This is a genomic window from Streptomyces sp. NPDC030820 (assembly GCF_055572075.1).
This window is the reverse complement of sequence record NZ_JBVIEB010000011.1, coordinates 174,296-193,243: the sequence shown is the minus strand read 5'-3', so window position 1 is coordinate 193,243 and position 18,948 is coordinate 174,296. Positions and strand designations below refer to the sequence as shown.

Here is an 18,948-nt window from a genome sequence, read left to right as displayed (position 1 = left end):
AGCCTCGTTCACACAAGGAAGCCCCCAGATTCCCGCCTCGCCCACGCTCGTCTGTATATCGCTCGGTGCCGGCGTCCAGTCCAGCGCCATGCTCGCCCTCTCCGCCAACGGCCATCTCCCGAAGGCCGATTACGCGATCTTCGCCGACACCGGCTGGGAGCCACACGCCGTCTACCGGCACCTCAACCGGCTGGAGAAGGAGATCGCCGCTCCCGCCGGGATACCGATCCTGCGCGTCTCCTCCGGCAACATCCGACGCGACGCCCTCGACCCCGGTCACCGCTTCGCCTCCATGCCCCTGTACATCCTCAACCAGGACGGCAAGCAGGGCATGACCCGGCGCCAGTGCACCGGCGAATACAAGATAAAACCGATCAAACGACAAGTCCGGGAACTCCTCGGCTACCCCTACCCGCAGCGCGTCCCAAAGGACGTCTTCGTCGAGCAGTGGGTCGGTATCTCCACCGACGAGTTCCACCGCGCCAAGGACGCCGACGTCCGCTACATGCGCAACCGGCACCCGCTCATCGACCTGGGCTGGTCGCGCACCGACTGCGTCCGCTACCTAACCTCGCTGGGTCTCGCGGACACCCCGAAGTCCAGCTGTCTGGGCTGCCCGTTCCACGGCAACGCGCAGTGGCGGCACATTCGGGACACGAGCCCCGACGAGTGGCAGGACGTCGTGGAATTCGACGCCGCCATCCGCCAGGGCAACGCCCGCTCGAACGCCGGCGGCAACCAGCTGCTCGGGCAGGCGTTCCTCCACCGCTCCCGGGTGCCGCTCGACCAGGCCCCGATCGACCACGTCACGGCTGCCGAGTGGGCCGCCCGCCAGCAAGAACTCGACGACCGCGCCCCCATGGAGGAGGAACTGGAGAACGGGGTGGTCGACGGCTGCTCTCCCTGGACCTGCCGAGGAGAGACCGACCTGGTGCAGGACGACTTCGCCCTGGCCTCGTGAGACGGATCATCCTCGACCTGTTCGCCGGCCCCGGCGGGTGGAGCCACGCCCTCTCCGTCCTCGGGGCCCGCGACATCGGCCTGGAATGGGACACCTGGGCCTGCAAAACGCGAGCCTGCGCCGGGCAGTTGACTATCCAGACCGATGTCGCCCGCTATCCGGTATGGATCTTCTCCGGCCGCGTGCTCGGGCTGATCGCCTCCCCGCCGTGCCAGGCGTGGTCGATGGCCGGCAAACGCCTCGGCCTGGTCGACCAGCCCCTCGTCCACCAGGCCGTCACCGACCTCGCCGCCGGCCGCGACACCCGCGAGCAGGTGCTCTCCGCGTGCGCCGACCCCCGATCCCTGCTCGCGGCCGAGCCCATGCGCTACCTGCACGCCCTGAATGCGGTGGGCGAGCTGGAGTGGGTGGCCATGGAGGAGGTGCCCGACGTTCTGCCTCTGTGGAAGCAGTACGCCGCGGTGCTGCGTGCCTGGGGTTTCTCCGTGTGGACCGGGATCCTGAACGCGGCCGACTACGGCGTCCCCCAGACCCGCCGTCGTGCGATCCTCCTCGCCTCCCGCGTCCGTACCGCCGAGCCGCCGCCGCCCACACACGCCCAGGTCGCCGAGCCCGAATCGTTGTTCGGTCCCGGCCGCGCACGGTGGGTGTCGATGGCCCAAGCCCTGGGCTGGGGCCGGACCGACGGCCCGGTGCCCACCGTGTGCGCCGGGGGCGGACCAGGAGGCGGCCCCGAACCCTTCCCCTCTGGGGCCCGCAAGACCCTCACCGACGCCCGCGCTCGCGGCACCTGGACCCCACACCCGGGCGGGACCGCCAGACACGGCAGCCGCAACGACCAGCTGGTCGACCGCGAAACGCAGCCGTGCCCTGCTGAAGCCAACCGCTGGGCATGGTCCTTGCGGAGCAACAACCAGGCCAACGCCACCGTGCGACGGGCAGACGAGCCGGCCGGGACACTCTTCTTCGGGCACCGCGCGAACGAATGCACCTGGGTCGCCGAACCCGCCGCTCCCGTACCCCTGCACTTCCCTGAAGGGCAGAGCCTGGCGGTGCCGGAGCCGATCCGGATCACCGCCCGGGAGGCGGGGATCCTGCAGTCCTTCCCGGCCGACTACCCCTGGCAGGGCAACAAGGGCCAGCAGTTCTCCCAGATCGGCAACGCCGTCCCGCCCCGGCTGGCCGCCCACCTTCTCGCTCCGCACCTGAACGTCCCGCTCAACACCGACGACTTCACTCTGGCCGCCTGATGCCCCGCACCCCACAACCTGACGAGGACGACCTCGCCACCATCACGTCGTGGCCGCCGGTGTACTACGCCGAGCAGGCTCTACTTGGCGCCCTCCTGTCCGACCCGCAGCACCTCGCTGACGTAACTGGGATCAGCCCAGAAGCGTTCTCCACCGCGTCGCACGCCGCGGTGTTCGCAGCGATCTGCGCCGTGCCCGCCCCCGCCCTGGCCGACAACACCGACTACGCCGCCGCGTTCGCCGCACTGCGTGCGCAATCACCCTCTGGCCTGGCCGAGCGCACCGAGCACATCGTCTGGCTCGGCAAAGTGCTCACCACTGCCCGCAAGCAGGCACGCGGACTGACCGCCGCACACCTGCACGGACTCATCAGCGCATGTCCCAACCCCCGGCACACCCCCGCGTACGCCCGGATCATCGCGGCCGAATCCGCCCGCCGCCGCCTGCGCAAGGCCGCCGCCCGCCTGGTGCACACGGCACGGGAAGCCTCGCTCCCGCATCCCGTGCCGGCCGCACTGGCCGAGGCCGACACCCTCGCATCCGTCGTGGACGACATCGCCGCCGCCTTCCCAGCGCACTCCGGGCCCCTGCCGCGCACTCCCGCACCACCACCGGCGCCCCTGCACGACGGCGGCGAAGCCGCCCAGGAGGAGCGGCTGCTGCTGGCCACGTGCACGGCACGCCCGGCCGAAGTCGAGCAGATGCGCTGGCTGACCCCCGAGGACTTCACCCACCCCCTGCACGCAGCGCTCTGGCAGTGCCTCACCGCACTTGTACGCCGCGACGTGCCAGTCGACCCCGTTACCGTCATATGGGAGGCCCAGCAGCGCGGTGCCCTGAGCGCCGCGGACGACCATCGGCACCTGCTCACCTTCCTTGCCGAACCGGACGTGTCCGCGCTCTACCTGGGCGAGCGCATACTGCACCGGTCTGTGATTACCACGGCCCACCACGTCGGCCGCCGCATCGTGGCGTTCACCGACGACCCGGCCAACACCCCCTACCAACTCGTCGTCGGCAGCTGCCGCGCCCTCGCCGAAATGACCGCCATTCGCGCCCGGTGGCACCACGCCACCACGTCCACGCCAACAACCTGGTCCCCGCGCCGCACGGCCAGGACGGCGCCCCGCGCCGGCCCGCCGCCCACCACAGCCCCACCGACCAGCCGCATCGCACGCTGACCGAACCTTTCCGGCGGCCGGACCCAACCGGTGCGGCCGTCGGCAGAAGGAACCCCCTCCGTATGACCACGCCCTCCATCGACGCCAGTGGAGAAGCTTCCTCGCGGTCGTTACGGAGTAGGTCCGCAGCTCAATGACGCAAAAACACAGCAAGCCGGGACGTCGCTCAGTCAGTGCGACCAGTCTGCTGGGATCACCACCCCACTGACGGGCATGCAGTGGCCGACCCGCCACACAGTAGTCTGCAACGTCGCACCATTCCGCGTAATGGTGAACCGCGCTAGCCGGACTGCCGGGCCTGCAGCTATCAAGCCGTCGAGCTGCGCTTTCCTCCCCCATGGTGCAAGCTGTAGATGTCCAGGCAAGGGCTACAGGACGATCTTCAGAGAAACAGCGGCAGCGACCAACACACCTCCCCATTCAGTGGAAACCGTCATGCCTAATTCTCTAGAACCTGTCTCGGACGAATCAACCGAGCGAGTAGCATTGGGACGAGTTAATATTCGTTCATGCCCTCAAAAGTATCTACACGCCTTCGAAGAGAAAATAGAGGCATATAGACATCGGACTACATTCGATGGGCTAACCAAGACGCTTGAACAGTGGCGTCTGGACTGCCCCAACTCAGCGAATGACGCTGATGCACAAGAGGCACTGAAAGAAGCCAAGCACGCCCGAGACTTATACAACATCCACACGTATAGACTCGACACGGGAGAGACGTTTGCCCTCGATCACCAAGGTCGATGGATAGCACTTTTCGTGCCGGGCTCGACATCTCCCACGGCTACAGCGACTTCAGTTGCTCGTGCTATGCAGCAAGCTGCGAAAGAAGAGCTTGGCGTCACCGATGCAACAATTAACGTCGACCTGGTACCTCCCCCAGGCTTGACCGCTGAACGCCTTGAAGAACTTGCGGTAGTCGTCCACCTCGCCATGACGTTTCGACTACCGAATTCTTGGCTTCGCAGACACAAAGGGCAAGGGGATCTGCGCCCCCTGATCGAGAAGTTGGCTCAATTTCACGGCGAGGAGGGTGCTTTCACAGTTCGCGGCGCGCGAGTGAACCTTCCACATGAGGTAATCGACAGTCTAGATGAAGGCGTAAGCGGCGGACACATCGACATAGCGGCCACCGCCTCGACAGGCGAATCATACGACTCAAAAGCACACGTGGCTCAATTCCAAAGCAGGCTCCTCGCGCTCTACGGGGATCTAACGCCGGTGGTCTTGATTTTGGCCGTCGCCTGGCTGATTGAGGAGTGGATTTCGCGGGGCGGTTCGGCATGAGCAACGCGAAGTCACCGCCGGAGTCTAGCCCCAGGTCCCACAATGCCCTATCTACACCAACCTGGGAATTTCTAAAGCGTGTACGCCCCGACCCTTGGAGCTTCCTCATATCACTCGCCGGAGCCGCTGGAGGGGCTTGGCTGGGACACAGCGAACCCAGTCAAATGGATTCTGCCGCGCGAGTCGCCGCTTCGCTGATAGCGATCATCATCGGGGCTGTAATTGCTGCCCTGGCAATGATTACACGGGCGTGCGATAGCACGTTTCTAAAAACAGCGAAGGCTGCGGATAAAGCGGACCCCAGCCATCCAATCCTACCCATAGCTCGACACCTGTCGCCCTTTTTCACCGTAACGTTTCTAGGAATTCTCGCGGGGGCGTCACTGCTCGCACTGTCAGCCATACCCTCATGCGCAGCACAGGAAATCCGTATGGCTTTTTGCGCTACGGCCGGATTCTTTACTGTTTGGACACTTGCGGGGCTTCCGCGAGCCATGGGGACCCTTATCCACTTTACATATCTTGTGGAAGCGAGCATTCCATCACCCGGCCCTGCACCCAATCCCCCTAGGCGGGATCAGCAAGGCTAATTGCGGCCGCCGACCCTCACTTTTCGATGCCTTACTGGATGTTAGGGACGGGCCACGAACACATAACGGTCACTATGGCTGTCCGTCGACCTACATAATCTAGCGAGCTAGCGTCGGAAGGCACCACCGAAGCGATCACGATCCCGATCGCCGCTCCTTGATGTCGGCGCTACCTGTGAGCCCATCAGGCAGCTGCGTAGCTGGCATGGAACAGGTCTAGCGCTCGATCAAGGTCCCGAAGCGTGCGCAGCTGCACCTCAAGGTCACCCGTCCCGTGATGACCGAGCCCCGTCACGTCCCGGGTGAAGCCGGGTACCAGGTCGACCTCCTTCGGATCGACCTTGAGGTAGACAAGGAGCTTGGTCTTCTGCGGCGGGCAGGCGCAGGCAAAGTTCCGCAGACGCTGATACGCCCGGTACGTCTTACGCTGAACGCAGTTCACGCCATCCCCGAGACCGAGCAGTGTCTCGTCCAGCGCCTGCGCCAGCTCGTCCAGCGCCGTGCTCGGGCCGCCCTTCACTGCCAGTACGGTCGACCGCCTGCGCACCCGTCGCGCAGCCGGCGACCTGCCGCTGACGGAGGCCACGGTCTCAAGGCCGAGCAGGTCCCTGCCGAAGAGTCGGTAGCGGACCAGGTCGATGCTGCGCCGGTGCTCGCGCACGGCGTGCACGTCGTAGCGGGTGAAGTCCCCGGCGACGCAGATCAGCCTCGGACTGCTCCACAGCACCTGGGCCGCGGCCCTGGCCCCGAGCCGGTCGCGGACCAGGTGCTCGAACTCCGCCCGGTGGTCCACGAGCCAGCTCAGGTAAAACAGCCCCTGGTTGATGACGCCGGCGTCAACACCGCGCTTGTACTCCACAACGACGGGTGATCCGTTCTCATCCAGGCCGAGCGAATCAATCCTGCCCCCATGGAAAGGTCCAGTGCTGTACTCGCTCGCCAGAAACCGGACGCCCAGAAGCGTCTCCATGTGTGTCTCGACCAGACCCTGCACATCTGCCTCGGTCTCAGCAAGACGCGGCGCGACCTCGGTCGCGCCGCTCGTCGTCGTGTGGAACAGCTTCAGGCCCGACACCTCCGCCTCCTAGGGTCGGTGATCCTCAACGCCAGGCAGGCTCGGGATTGTTTCCGCGAGGGGCTCTGGGCCTGTGAAGATGGTGCTACGTCCGGGCCCCCGGCGTCCCACCGTCCCAGGAAGCTGGAAAATCCCACATACGTCCCAGGTGCGACATTCGCAAGCATCTGAGATACTCCGTCTTCGCAGGTCAGGACCCGTAGCTCAGTGGACGGAGCAGGCGTGTTCTAGGCCCCTTGCTCCATATCTCATCCACATTCAGCACTCTGCCGCTGCAGCCACTCTGCCACCTCAACAACAGTCGCGGACGTCCTGCACAGATCCCCTATCTTTCGCCAGGCCCGGAACCGCACTGTGGGGTGGGACTATGATGCCGCGCTACCCCGCGAGACCTGATTGCCTGATCTGTCTCCCTGCGATGTAGGTCCAGGTAGCCTTCTACCTGCTCATCAGCAGGTAGGGAGACACGTCAGTCATGTACGAGCGCGGGATGCGGGTACGGCTCCGAGATCGCGTGTGGGAGGTCGAGGCTGTCCGCGGCGCAGGCAGCGAGACATTCCTTGATCTACGCCGGGCCGATGAGCGCCCCGGGCCACGCCATCTGACGGTGCTTGCCAGTAAGGAACCGACAATCAGCCTGGAGGCGCCGACCAAGCTACGCTTCGAGCCAGGTAACGCCGTCCTGCTTAACGAACTGCATGACGCGCTGGCCCTCACTATGGCCCACGGCCGCGGAGACCTTCTGGCGGTCGAGCACGGCCGGATCGATGTGGAGCCCTACCAGCTGGTGCCCGTCCTCGTCGGCATGCGTCAGCCGCGCGTACGCCTGCTGGTGGCGGATGATGTCGGTCTGGGCAAGACCATCGAGGCCGGCCTCTTGCTGATGGAGCTGGCCCGCCGTGGCCGCGCGGACCGCGTACTGATCGCCTGCCCGGCAGGACTCCAAGACCAGTGGGTCGAGGAGATGCGTTTCCGCTTCAACCTGGACTTCGCCAAGGTCGATAGCAAGAAGTGGCTGGAGGTCCGCCGGGACAATCCGACCACGGTCAGTCCATGGACCGCCATCCCGTACGCGGTGTCATCGATCGACTACCTGAAGAACAACGTCGGGGCCATTCATGCCGCGCCCCCGTTCGACGTGGTGATCATCGACGAGGCCCATCACGTCGCCCGCGCATACGCGGGAGAGGGGCGCTCCAGCGCCACCGACCGCAGCCGACTGGCCCGCGCACTGGCCGACCACAGCCGAGAGCTGGTCCTGCTGTCGGCCACGCCGCATAACGGGTACCAGGAGTCTTTCGCCAGCCTGCTCCAGCTCCTGTCTCCGCACCTGGCCGCCGATGACGGGCGGCTGGATCCAGAATTGGTCCAGCCCTACATCGTGCGTCGACTCAAGGACGACGTCACCCGCGGCGAACCGCCACAGCCCATCAGCCGACGCCTTCCACCGCAGCCCATCGAGGTCCGCCCAACCAGCCGAGAGAAGGAGATCCACCAGCGGCTGCGCGGGCACAGCAAGCGCACGCTGCACGCCCTGCGCGGCACGGACTCCTATTACGTGCAGGCATTCGCCCTGGAGGTGCTGCGCAAGCGCGCCCTGTCCAGCCCCTACGCGCTCTTGCAGAGCCTGCGCCGGCGAGCGGAGAGTCTCGGCATCACGCCGGTCGATCATGTCGGTCGGCAGCGCATGGACGTACTGCAGCAATACCGCGGGGACACCGCACTTCCGGAAGCAGACCTGCGGGCCGCCGAGGAACTGGCACTGGAGGGCGTGGCCGCTCATCTCCCAGAGGATCATCTGCGCGAGGAGCAGCGCCTGGTCGGCAGGCTCCTGGACATGGTCGAGGCTCTCAGCCCCGGCGATGACAGCAAGCTCACCCGCCTACAGGGCTGGCTGGAGGGCTTCCGCGCCGGGCGGCGGGGGGAGAGGGTCATCCTCTTCACCGAGTACCGCGACACACTGGACTACCTGGAGAAAAACCTGGGCCACGGGCCGTTGCTGCGGATCGACGGCTCCATCCCGCTGGCAAAGCGTCGCGAAGTGCTGGAGAAGTTTTCCGCCACGCCCGGAGCAATCCTGCTGGCCACCGATGCCGCTGGCGAAGGGCTCAACCTGCAGGACGCCTGCCACGTTGTGGTTCACTACGAACTGCCATGGAACCCAAACCGGTTGGAACAGCGCAACGGCCGCGTCGACCGCTATGGCCAGCCGCACGTCGTCGAGATCAGCTACCTCTATCTGGCCGAGACTCGTGACGAGGAAATCCTTCAGCGGCTACGTGACAAGCTTTCCACCATCACCAAGCAGCTCGGCTCCAGCAGCGACGTCCTGGGCGTCGCCGGCCGAAGCGACGTGATCGATGGTCTCCTGGAAGACATCGACGCTGAAGAACTGGAACAACGCCTGGAACGGGCAGTCCAGCAGGTCCGTGACTACCTCGACCGCAGCGGTGCCCTCGTGCTTATGCAAAGCATGAAGAACGAGAAGCAGGTCGAGGGCGAGACCACGGCCGCCCTCGAACAGGCCCGCTGGCTCCTACCGGACTTCGACGAGTTCCGGCAACTGGTGGCCTCCGTGGTGAGGCAGTGCGGCGGCTCTGTTTCGGGCAACGGTGACATCGTGACCATCGAGCCCGGACCTCTCCTCAAGCAGTATCCGCTCGTCCCTCAAGAGGCATTTCAGGCCACCTTCAGCCGCTCCGTCGCCCTTGAGCCTGAGCACCACGGAATTGCCTTCCTCACGCCAGCCCACCCCCTGGTACGGGCAGTCCTGCAGCGCGTCCGCACCCGCCTTTATGACGAGCGCGCCGCCAACCGCGTCGCCGTGCGACCCGTGGCTGTGGGCCATGCCGGGTGGCTGTTCACCTACGTCGCCCGAATCACCTCCGACGACGGCCGTGTCCTGGAAGAGCCGCTGGTACCCGTCTTCGTCCCTCGCAACGCCGATGGCACACCCGCCGCGCCCAGCCAGGACCCGACCGCAGACCTGCGCCGCCTGCGCCAGCGCCCCGCGCCCTCGGGCAGCCTCGACATCATCGACAAGGCCCGTCAGGAACTGGCTCCTGGTTTCGACACCGCCGCCCTCCTCGGGCAGCAAGAAGCCTCTCGTCGAATCGCCGTCCGCGCCGAAGTCATGCGAGAACAATTGAGCGCCCAATCTCAACGCCTACACGCCGACCTTGACCGCTGGCACGCGGCAGAACTCGCCGAGGCCGAAAGACGCTTCGCCACGAGCACGGGTGACAGTGTCCAGTTCGGCCTCTTCGCTGACACCGGACACGGTGCCTTCCACACCCTCGAAGAAGCCCGAGCCGCCGTCGACGACGAGTTTGGCCGACGCCGCAAGACTCTCAGCCGCGGCTACCAGGTCGCCGATGTCACCCCCGGTGAAGCAGTCGGCTGCATCGTGTGCGTGGAGGTGCCCGAATGCTGAACATCACCGTCGCTGGCACCACCCTGTCCACGTATTACCTTTCGGACCCGGCGCTCTTCCTGCGCGAACAACGCGACCGGGTCGGAGCCGACGACGCGGCAGATGGCATCCGCCATGCCAAGCGTGAGCTGCGGCGCCTGGTCGCCGATATCGACGAGACCAGCACTACGGGGGAAACCCGCAAGCGCATGCTCACCTGGCTGTCGTGCTTTGGCTGGAGCTTTGCCGGCAGCCTCCCGACCATAGATGAACCCGTCCCCGGCCGCGCCAGTGCTCCCGACGGCCAACCCGGTTCAGCCGATCTCGTCTCCGTGCTGATCACCCCACCGGGGCAGCACCTGGATGCCTCGCCCACGGGCCGCCGCGCAGGCAAGCTGCGACCCCAGCGTCAGGGCGAAGTGTGCGCACGCGAGCACCGGCTACCCGCTGTCCTGCTCAGCAACGGCAGCGAGCTACGCGTGATCAGACGCGATCCTGGACTCGGCGGGGAAGCCAGCTACCTCTCAGTGGATCTCGCCGGCCTAGCCGAACTCGGTGATGACCACGAATGGCGCGTTCTGTGGGCCCTACTGCGGCCCGAAGCTTTCACTCCCGACCACACAGGCGAAAACCTGTGGAAACGGGTCGAAGACGCGAGCTCCGAGGCTGCCACCGCCGTCAGTGAAAACCTCTCTGGCGGCGTGCGCACCGCCATCAGTGCCATTGCCAATGGCGCCCTCCACCACTGGCGGCAACATCAGCGGCCCATCCCCGAGCCACGCAACCTCTTCGCCGAGGCCCTCAAGATCGCCTACCGGCTGTTGTTCGTCGCCTACGCCGAGGACCGCGGCCTCCTGCCAGTCGGCACCCCCTCATACGACCGCGGCTACTCCCTGCGCGCCCTTCGAAAGGAAATCCTCACCGAGGCGGGCTGGGCACCAGACGGCGGTCTGCTGTGGAACTCTCTCCAAGCATCATGGTCCCTGCTGCGTGACGGGATCGACGCCGGGGAGCTCCAGATCACCGGCTTCAACGGGGGCCTGTTCGATCCAGCCAAGTGCCCGCTACTCGATGACCCGGCCATGACGGTCGGTGACACCTTCGTTAGAGACGCGATCCACGCCCTCTCTTGGACCGAGGCTGAACGCTCCGCCGGCAAGACAGCTCTGGGACGACGGGCAGTCAACTACCGTGAGCTTGGCGTCGAACAGCTCGGCAGCATCTATGAAGGGCTGCTCTCCTTCGAACCACAGATCGCCGACACTCCAAAGGTCCTAGCCCGCATCGGGCGAGGACAGTCGGCCATCGTGCAGGTACTCGACGCCGAGAAGGTACCCGAGGGCGCCGAAACCCTAGCGACATACGACCCCGGCACCTTCTACCTCTTCGAAGCCAGTGGTCAGCGCAAGGGCTCCGGCTCCTACTACACCGCCCGTCCCCTTGCCCACTTCGTTGTTGGCGAGACCTTGCGCCCCCTGATCCAGGATGCCGCCCCTGAGGACATCCTCAACTTGAGGATCTGTGACCCCGCCATGGGGTCAGGCGCCTTCCTCGTCCCCGCCGTGCACCAGTTGACTGAGGCTTACGGCGAAGCCTTGGCCCGAGAAGGCGAACTTCCTGACCACAAGTTGGACGACGCTGAGCGCGCCGCGTATCGCCGCCTCATTGTCGAACGCTGCATCTACGGCGTCGACCTCAACCCGATGGCGGTGGAGCTCGCCAAGGTTTCGCTCTGGCTCACCACCGCCGCAGCAGGAAAGCCTCTCTCGTTCCTGGATGCGCATCTGCGCTGCGGAAATGCAGTGATCGGAGCTGAACTGGGGAGTTGGTCCGGCGTTCCCGCTCCAGCGCAAGGCGGGCGAGTTCAGCGGGTCTCAGCAGTCGATGACCTTCAAGACACATTGTTCGCCGTTGAGGAACCCGACCTTGCTTCCCTCGTGCGAGTACGTCAGGCTCTCGCAACTGGCCCATCAGAAGACCGCCTTCAGGTCCGCGCCAAGGAAAAGCGATTTGAGCGTCTCCTTGAAGGGGACGATTTCACCAGGCTACGATCCCTTGGCGACTGGTGGGTCGCCCCCTTCTTCTACACGGAAGACCTTAAGGGAAATAGCGGACAGTGGCTTGCATCCTACGGCGCTCTAAAGCGCGGCGAACCACTCCATGCCCATCTCGCACACATTCCGGCTAAGGTGCGATCGAAGGTCCGCCCATTCCACTGGGAAGTGGAATTCCCCGAGGTCTTCTTTGACAACTCAGGGGAACGTCGCCCCGATGCCGGCTTCGACGCCATGCTGGGCAACCCTCCCTGGGAGGGAATCACCTTCAAGTCTGCAGAATTTTATGGACGCTTTGACCCGTCCTACTCGCTACTTAAGAAAAAGGAAGAAAAGCTCAACCGTCAGAGTGAACTGGACCTCCTGCCAGAGGTAGCGTCAGCCCGAGAGGAGGCAGATCGTATCCTCACTGGGGTCAAATCCTTCATCAAGAGCTCGGGATCCTACCGAATGCTCTATTCACACGGCACCACATTTAACTATTATCGAGCTTTCCTGGAGCGCGAGCTGGAAATGCTGGCCCCAGGAGGCCGAATCGGCCTAGTAATTGACTCGGGGGTGATTTCGGACGCTGCAACTGTAGAGCACCGACGGGAACTTCTCGACCGTTGCACCATCGACCAGTTCGTACTCTGCGACAACACGGAAGGGCTATTCCCGATCCACAGGAGCGAGCAATTCTTGCTACTCGTGGCCAGCAAGGGGGGTTCTACCGATCCACTGCGCTTCACCGGCGACGTATCGAAACTGGAGCATCTTCTCGATCTCGATCGCCGCACATTGGAAATCTCACGCAGCACGATCGAAGCACTCGATCCGGAAAATCTTGCAATTCCTGACACGCGCGACCCGTCACTTCTTGACTTGTTCAACACCATCTATTCAGGTAAACCGCTTTTCCTAGACCCCATGCCGAACGGCCAGTGGAGAATTGAGTGGGGCCGGGAGTTGCATCTGAAGGATGACGAAAAAGCTTTCAGCGTCAACGGCGCAGGCATCCCCATGCGTGACGGCAAGGACATACATCAGTACGTCCACAACTTCGCAGAGCCCATCTACCACCTCAAGGAAGGAGTTGGGGACGACGTCCTGGTAAATCGCATCAGAAAGCGAGCAAAGAAGAAAACCCTTCAGGGCTTGCACCGCCTGAAGGGGGAAGCAGAATTGAACAGCCCTGGCTTGCGAAAGGACGTATTTGAGGTACCTGCCGACCACTACCGACCTTGCGTTCGACGGAAGGCAAGAGCGGGAGACGAACGGACTCTGATTGCCGCCATCCTTCCGCCAGATACTGCGCTAACGGAGATGCACTTCTTTTATCGCTCCGAATTCGACCATGCAGCTAACGGATACCGCACCGTGCTGGATTCGCGAGCGATGGTCTTTGTGGTAGCTCTCCTAAACAGCCTGACCATGGACTTCATGGTTCGTCGGAAGGTATCCAGTACTGTCAGTAAGACGCTGATGGCGAGTCTCCCCGTCGCGGATGTTCCTCTCGATCACGGCCCAGGCGCGGAAGTCGTGCGGCTCTCCGGAAGGCTTACATGCCGTACGCAAGAATTCGCAGAGTTGGCTGATGTGCTCGAGGTGGACTGCGGTCCCCTGTCAAAGGCAGAGGAGGGTGCTCTACGGGCTGAGCTGGACGCCCGCGTCGCCCATCTGTACGGTCTCTCGGCCCCCCAGCTGGAGCTGATCCTTTCTGACTTCCGGCAGAGTGCCGATGCAGACGGAAGCCCGGTTCGCCCCAGCGAGGATTACAAGGCGCTCGTCCGCGAGCACTTCGCACGCCTGGCTGGCTGACCTTGACCGCGCGGGACGCGTTGTCAGTGCTCGGTACTACGCTCGATCCAAGTCACAGGCGGCGCCCCCTGCTTGGGGGCACCAGCGGTGTGGCTAGGCGATAAACAACGGGTGCAGGAGGGGCAAGAGATGAATCCGCTGGAGCTGGCTGATCGGTTGCGTGAGGACTACCGGCGGTTCACCTGGACCACCTATCCCATCGCCGACTCTGGGCTGCGGTCCCGCCTGGAGCGGCTGGTGGATGACGAGGCGTTGCTGTGGCGCGGCCCGTACCTGTCTGTCCAGCCGCGCTTCCAGTTGGATGCTACGTTGTCCGACCTCGCGGCGAGCATCGGCTTGCCGCCTGAGGTCACGACCGCCTTCCCTCGGGTCGAGCGACTCTTCACGCATCAGGTGACTGCGGTGACCCGGATCCGACAGGGCCTGAACACGTTGGTGGCCACCGGTACCGGTTCGGGTAAGACCGAGTCCTTTCTCATCCCAGTTATCGCGCATGCCTACGAGAACAGGCACCGTCCCGGGGTGAAGGCGATTGCGCTGTACCCGATGAATGCCCTGGTCAACGACCAGGAGGACCGGATCAAGGCGGCCTGCGAGGCGCTGGGTCTGACCTACGGGGTCTACACGGGCGCGACGCCTACGCACGACCGGACTCGTATGCAGGAGATGCCCCCGGACATCCTGCTTACCAACTACTCCATGCTGGAGTACATCCTGACGCGCCGGGAGGATCGGGAGCTCTTCCGGAACGGCGTGCTGCGCCATCTGATCTTGGACGAGATCCACACCTACCAGGGCGCGCTTGGCACCGAGATCGCCGGCCTTGTGCGGCGGCTTCGCGGTCATGTCGCCGATGAGGGGTTGATCTGTGTTGGCCTGTCCGCGACTGTGAGCGCGGGAGGCGACCACGCCGTCGACCTGCAGCGCACCGCCGAGTTCGCGAGCAGCTTGTTCGCCGCCCCGTTCGATGTGGACAGCATCATTGAAGAGACGGCCGTGCCCCAGCCCGAGCCGGACGTGGACCTGATCGGCCCGGCACCGGACCGCGACCAGCTTCGCCAGGCCCTCGCCGACGGCGGTAACACGTCACGGCTGCGGGCCGTGCTGGGCGATCCACAGGCAAGTCCGGTGCTGGATTTGCTGCGGTCGCACCTGTCCGAGCCCAGCACGGTTGATGAGCTGATGGATCTTCTCGCGAGTCTGCCGCAGCGGCAGGGCGCAGACCGGGCAGCACTAGAAGACGAAGTAGCTGGCTGGCTGCTGCTCGGGGCGGACACCCACACCCCAGAGGGCCCGCCTGTCCTAGAAGCCAAGGTTCACCTGTTCCTGCGGAGCCTGCCCACTCCGGTGCGCTGTGCCGGGGAATCCGAGCATCTGTTGCTGGACGGTGCAACAACGTGCAGCCACGACGGCTGTGGCGCCAAGGTCACAACGCCCTTGGGGGTGTGCCTGGGCTGTGGGCAGGACTACGACCTGGAGCGGGATGACGCCGACGGTCCGGTCGCTCGCTATGTGGCCCGCCGTCTGACGGCCGATGAACCTTTGCAGGTTCCTCAGACCGGTGACCGGAACTGGTACCCGGCGCGCCGGTGCACGAGCTGCGGCAAGGACGCCAACGGTGCGACGTGCCTCGGGTGCGGCGCCGCGACCCGTGAGGTCATTGTCGCTGTGCCAGAGCCCGATCGGCCGCTCACGCGATGCCCAGTGTGCGGGTACCTCCGCTCGCATGGCGCTGTGCAGGAGTTCACCGCGCGTACTGCCGCCGCGGTCACTGCTGCCGCGTTCAGCCTGCACACGGGGCTGGCAGCGCAAAGCGATGACGAAATGCTACGACGCCTGCTGATCTTCGCCGACTCGCGGCAGGACACCGCGTTCCAGGCAGGCTACCTGCGCGACCGATCCCGGGCCGTGCAGGTGCGCCGCCTGATCGTGGAGAGCGTGTCTGACCGCGTCCGTAAGGAGGAGCCACCCGCGAGCTTCAACAGCCTTGTCGAGGACGTCTTCCGGCGCGGCCAGGACTCCGGTCTCTACGAAGACCCGGCGGGCAAGGACGCCCGCCGTCGGGCTCTGCGCGTGTGCGAGTGGGATCTACTCGGGGAACTCGCCAGTGATGAGCGCCGGCCACCGACCCTGGAGCGCCTCGGGCTGGTCACGATCGGTTATCCGGGCCTGGAAGCGCTGAGCGATGAAGCACTCAAGCCGCTCACCGACACGTTGGGCGCGAACACCGCCGCGGCTCGCTGGCTTCTGGCCCGCATGCTAGATCTTGTGCGCACCCGCGGTGGGCTCGGCCATGACCTGCTCCAAAAGCGCCTGGACGCCAAGACGGAGGCCGAGCTCGTCGAGGCTGGCGCCACCATGGGGTTGGGACAGTCCGTCACTGGCTACGGCGAGACCAACATCAGGGTGCCGGGTGCCAATCCCCTAGCCATGAGCTCCAAGGGCGCGGCCGGACGTCTGGTACGGACCGCTTTCCCAAGCGTGACCAGCTCCGATGCGATCGAGCGGGGCGTACGCAAGGCCGTCGACGTGCTGTCCGAGCACGAGCTGCTGAAGGGCACCCAGGTGGGCAGCGGCCGACAGCGGGTCGTGCTACGGCAGGTTCCGCCCCAGGCTGTGGAGATCAAGCCCGCCAGCGAGACCACTTACCGGTGCCGTGCCTGCCGGGCCGTGCAGCCTGGTCCTTCGCCGCAGAACAGGTGCGCGACGTTCAACTGCAAGGGCAGCATGGAACCGTGGCATGGCGACCCCGATGACCACGAGCGGTTGCTGGCCGCAAGCGATGCGCCCTTGGTCATCAAGGCCGAGGAGCACTCTGGGCAGGTGCCGCTGGAGGACCGCGAGCAGATTGAGGAGCGGTTCAAAGAGGGCGATCTCAACCTGCTGGTCTGCACGATGACACTGGAGCTGGGCGTGGACCTGGGCCAGCTCCTCGCCGTCATCCTGCGAAACGTGCCCCCGCGTCCGAGTAACTACGCCCAACGCGCCGGCCGAGCCGGGCGACGGGAGGAGCGGGTCGCGCTCGTCGTCACCTTCGCCGGCGGCATGCCCCACGACAGCTACTACTATGCCCGGCCGGTGGAGATGATCCGCGGTGCCATCCGCCCGCCGGCGTTCCTGCTGGACAACCAGCGTGTGCTCAAACGCCACGCCCGAGCCATGGCACTGGAGCTGTGCGGACAGAACCTCCCCCAGTGGATGCGGGGCCTGGTAACCGAGGACACGGACGGGAACCTCCACGGCATAGACGAAGTCAAGACCGCCCTCGCCGAAAGACGCGACCGCATTGCGACCCAGATCCTCGCCGCCTTCCGCCTCGGCCTCGCCGAGGGCGACCTGACCTGGCTCACCGAAAACTGGGCATACGAGGTGGTCGACTCCTGGATCGACGACCTCAACGCACACGTCGAGCCCTACCGCATCCGCCAAAAGGGTCTGCTGGAAGAGTGGATGCAGGCCGCCAGCAAGCCGGGAAACAAGGAAGCCTCCCGCGCACTCACCAGCATCAACGCCAGTCTTGAGGCCATGCGCAGCGGCGACCGCAACCGCGCGTACGTGCTGTCCTACCTCAGCTCCGTTGGCTTCCTTCCGTCCTACGCCTTCCCCACCGACACCACCAGCCTTGCGCTTGAACGCGAGACTGCCGAGCTGTCCCAGGACTCCGTCCAGGCACTGAAGGACTACGCCCCTGGGCAGCTCGTCTACGCCCGCGGCGACAAGTGGCTCGTTGACCAAGTCGACTTCCGCCGGGCCAACCTGATCAACTCCGACGGCATCGGCGCTCTCGACCACATCAACCTGTGCAACCGCTGCGACACCGTGAACGCTCCGACCAGCGCGCACTGCCTGTCCTGCGACAGCGACGACCTGAGCCCTCAGCTCAGCGTGCCGATGCGCGCCATGCGCGCCTCACGCCGACAGCGGATCTCCGCCGATGAAGAGCACCGTTCCCGATCTCCCTTCGAAGTCACCCACCACCTCGGCGCCCCCAACACCGCCGAGACCTACCTCTTCGAACGCGAGGGCCTGGTACTGCAGTGGGAGCGCGGCGCGGATCTGACCGTCCTCAACCGCGGGCGCATTACCAGAACCCAGAGCACCAGCGAGCGCTTCGTCATCTGCACCGGGTGCGGCTTGTGGTTCGACGCGATCCCGGGCCCCACCCCGACCCGCGCTCAACGAGACCGCAAGCAGTTCCACGACAAGATCTGCAGTAACCAGCGGCTCGAATACAGCATTCTGCAGGTCGACCGCCGCGTCGACTGTCTGCAGGTCCTCCCCGACCTAGAGGCACTCGACATCCGCCCGGACCGGCTCGAGGAGTTCCTCGCGAGCATCCGCGCCGCCCTGGATCTTGGCTGCCGCGTCATGCTCCAGGCTGGCGACGACGAAGTCGCGGGCTTCGACTGGCCTCGACCCGATCCGGAAAGCGACGAGGCCACCTTCCGACTCGCGGTTCTGTACGAAGACGTGCCCGGCGGCGCCGGCTATCTGCGCCAGCTCGCCGCCCGCTTCGGTGAAGTGGCCGCCGCCCTAGTCCCAGTACTGGAGGGCTGTTCGTGCGAGCGCTCCTGCTACGCCTGCCTGCGCTCCTACGGCAACCAGTTGGAAGAAGACCTGCTCGACCGTCATGTGGCCGCAGACTTTTTGCGTCGCTTCGCCAATGCTCCGGCAGTGGACGGGCGTCGGGTGCCCGGCTACACGGACGCCTTCCACGGCCGCCCGCGGTCCGCAATTGAGCGGCGTCTGGCCATCGCGTTGATGGCCCTCGGAGCACCTCGCGGCCACGCCCAGTACAACTGGGGAGACCGTGGCTCTACTGATGGAACGCCTCGCCCCGTCACGGTGGCCGACTTCGCCTGGCCCGACCAGAAAGTCGCCGTCTTCTGCGACGGCTGGAAGCACCACCACACCCCGGAGCGACAGGCATCGGACAAGGCCAAGCGGGACGCCATGCGTGCCGATGGATGGACGGTTCTGTCCTACTGGGGCGGGCAGATCGTCCGCAACGCTGAGCAGTGCGCAGCAGAAATACTGGAGCGCCTCACCACCGAGATCTGATCAACTCCATGGTCCCGGGAGCAACCGCCTCAAGGCGGTTGCTCCCGGGACCATCGCGTAGGCGGAGCCAGTCACCGACCGGCTTGGCACAAGAACCAGCGGGATCTCCTCGCCAATCTCCCCGGTCAAGCCACGGACGACGGCAAGGGCATCAAGTATTGCGGCAACCGGCTTGATGACCATCCGCATAGCGGAGAGCCGCTCCCTTTCGATTTCTGGCGCGTAGTAGCGGCACCACGAGATTGTCGCAGCACCACGCATTGATTCGAATTTA

At 65.1% G+C, this 18,948-nt stretch carries 8 protein-coding genes; 7 read left to right on the top strand and 1 reads right to left on the bottom strand.

Annotated elements, in window-relative coordinates; genetic code table 11:
* Positions 1-88 precede the first annotated feature (88 nt).
* The 4 genes from ACZ418_RS29085 to ACZ418_RS29070 all read left to right on the top strand — a co-directional run bounded on the left by ACZ418_RS29085 (position 89) and on the right by ACZ418_RS29070 (position 4,682).
* On the top strand, positions 89-961 hold the full coding sequence (locus ACZ418_RS29085; protein WP_468368699.1) for an adenine nucleotide alpha hydrolase family protein: 873 nt from the start codon (positions 89-91) through the stop codon (positions 959-961).
* Positions 962-966: 5 nt separating this feature from the next.
* Positions 967-2,211 (top strand): DNA cytosine methyltransferase, encoded by a 1,245-nt coding sequence (locus ACZ418_RS29080; protein ID WP_468368944.1) that lies wholly within the window; start codon positions 967-969, stop codon positions 2,209-2,211.
* Positions 2,211-3,392: a DnaB-like helicase N-terminal domain-containing protein gene (locus tag ACZ418_RS29075; protein ID WP_468368696.1), complete on the top strand. Its 1,182-nt coding sequence runs from the start codon at positions 2,211-2,213 to the stop codon at positions 3,390-3,392. The genes ACZ418_RS29080 and ACZ418_RS29075 overlap by 1 nt, the downstream gene beginning before the upstream one ends.
* A 423-nt stretch (positions 3,393-3,815) precedes the next feature.
* A complete protein-coding gene (locus ACZ418_RS29070; RefSeq protein ID WP_468368694.1) occupies positions 3,816-4,682 on the top strand; it encodes a hypothetical protein in 867 nt (288 codons plus the stop codon).
* Between the two features lie 774 nt (positions 4,683-5,456).
* Here ACZ418_RS29070 and ACZ418_RS29065 read toward each other — a convergent pair.
* Positions 5,457-6,347, bottom strand: coding sequence for a DUF5655 domain-containing protein (locus tag ACZ418_RS29065; protein ID WP_345576869.1), 891 nt, complete (start codon positions 6,345-6,347; stop codon positions 5,457-5,459).
* A gap of 475 nt (positions 6,348-6,822) precedes the next feature.
* Between ACZ418_RS29065 and ACZ418_RS29060 the strand changes: the two genes are divergently transcribed.
* The 3 genes from ACZ418_RS29060 to ACZ418_RS29050 all read left to right on the top strand — a co-directional run bounded on the left by ACZ418_RS29060 (position 6,823) and on the right by ACZ418_RS29050 (position 18,674).
* On the top strand, positions 6,823-9,780 hold the full coding sequence (locus ACZ418_RS29060; protein ID WP_468368691.1) for a helicase-related protein: 2,958 nt from the start codon (positions 6,823-6,825) through the stop codon (positions 9,778-9,780).
* Entirely contained in the window at positions 9,774-13,613 is a 3,840-nt protein-coding gene (locus tag ACZ418_RS29055) for an Eco57I restriction-modification methylase domain-containing protein (RefSeq protein WP_468368688.1), read from the top strand. Before ACZ418_RS29060 ends, ACZ418_RS29055 begins: the two co-directional genes overlap by 7 nt.
* Positions 13,614-13,742: 129 nt before the next feature.
* Positions 13,743-18,674, top strand: coding sequence for a DEAD/DEAH box helicase (locus tag ACZ418_RS29050; protein WP_345576882.1), 4,932 nt, complete (start codon positions 13,743-13,745; stop codon positions 18,672-18,674).
* Positions 18,675-18,948: the final 274 nt, after the last annotated feature.

What these genes read in the sequence shown, in the direction of transcription:
- ACZ418_RS29085 (WP_468368699.1), top strand. Translation starts at nt 89, where the DNA reads ATGCTCGCCCTCTCCGCCAACGGCCATCTCCCGAAGGCCGATTACGCG.
- ACZ418_RS29075 (WP_468368696.1), top strand. Translation starts at nt 2,211, where the DNA reads ATGCCCCGCACCCCACAACCTGACGAGGACGACCTCGCCACCATCACG.
- ACZ418_RS29055 (WP_468368688.1), top strand. Translation starts at nt 9,774, where the DNA reads ATGCTGAACATCACCGTCGCTGGCACCACCCTGTCCACGTATTACCTT.
- ACZ418_RS29060 (WP_468368691.1), top strand. Translation starts at nt 6,823, where the DNA reads ATGTACGAGCGCGGGATGCGGGTACGGCTCCGAGATCGCGTGTGGGAG.
- ACZ418_RS29050 (WP_345576882.1), top strand. Translation starts at nt 13,743, where the DNA reads ATGAATCCGCTGGAGCTGGCTGATCGGTTGCGTGAGGACTACCGGCGG.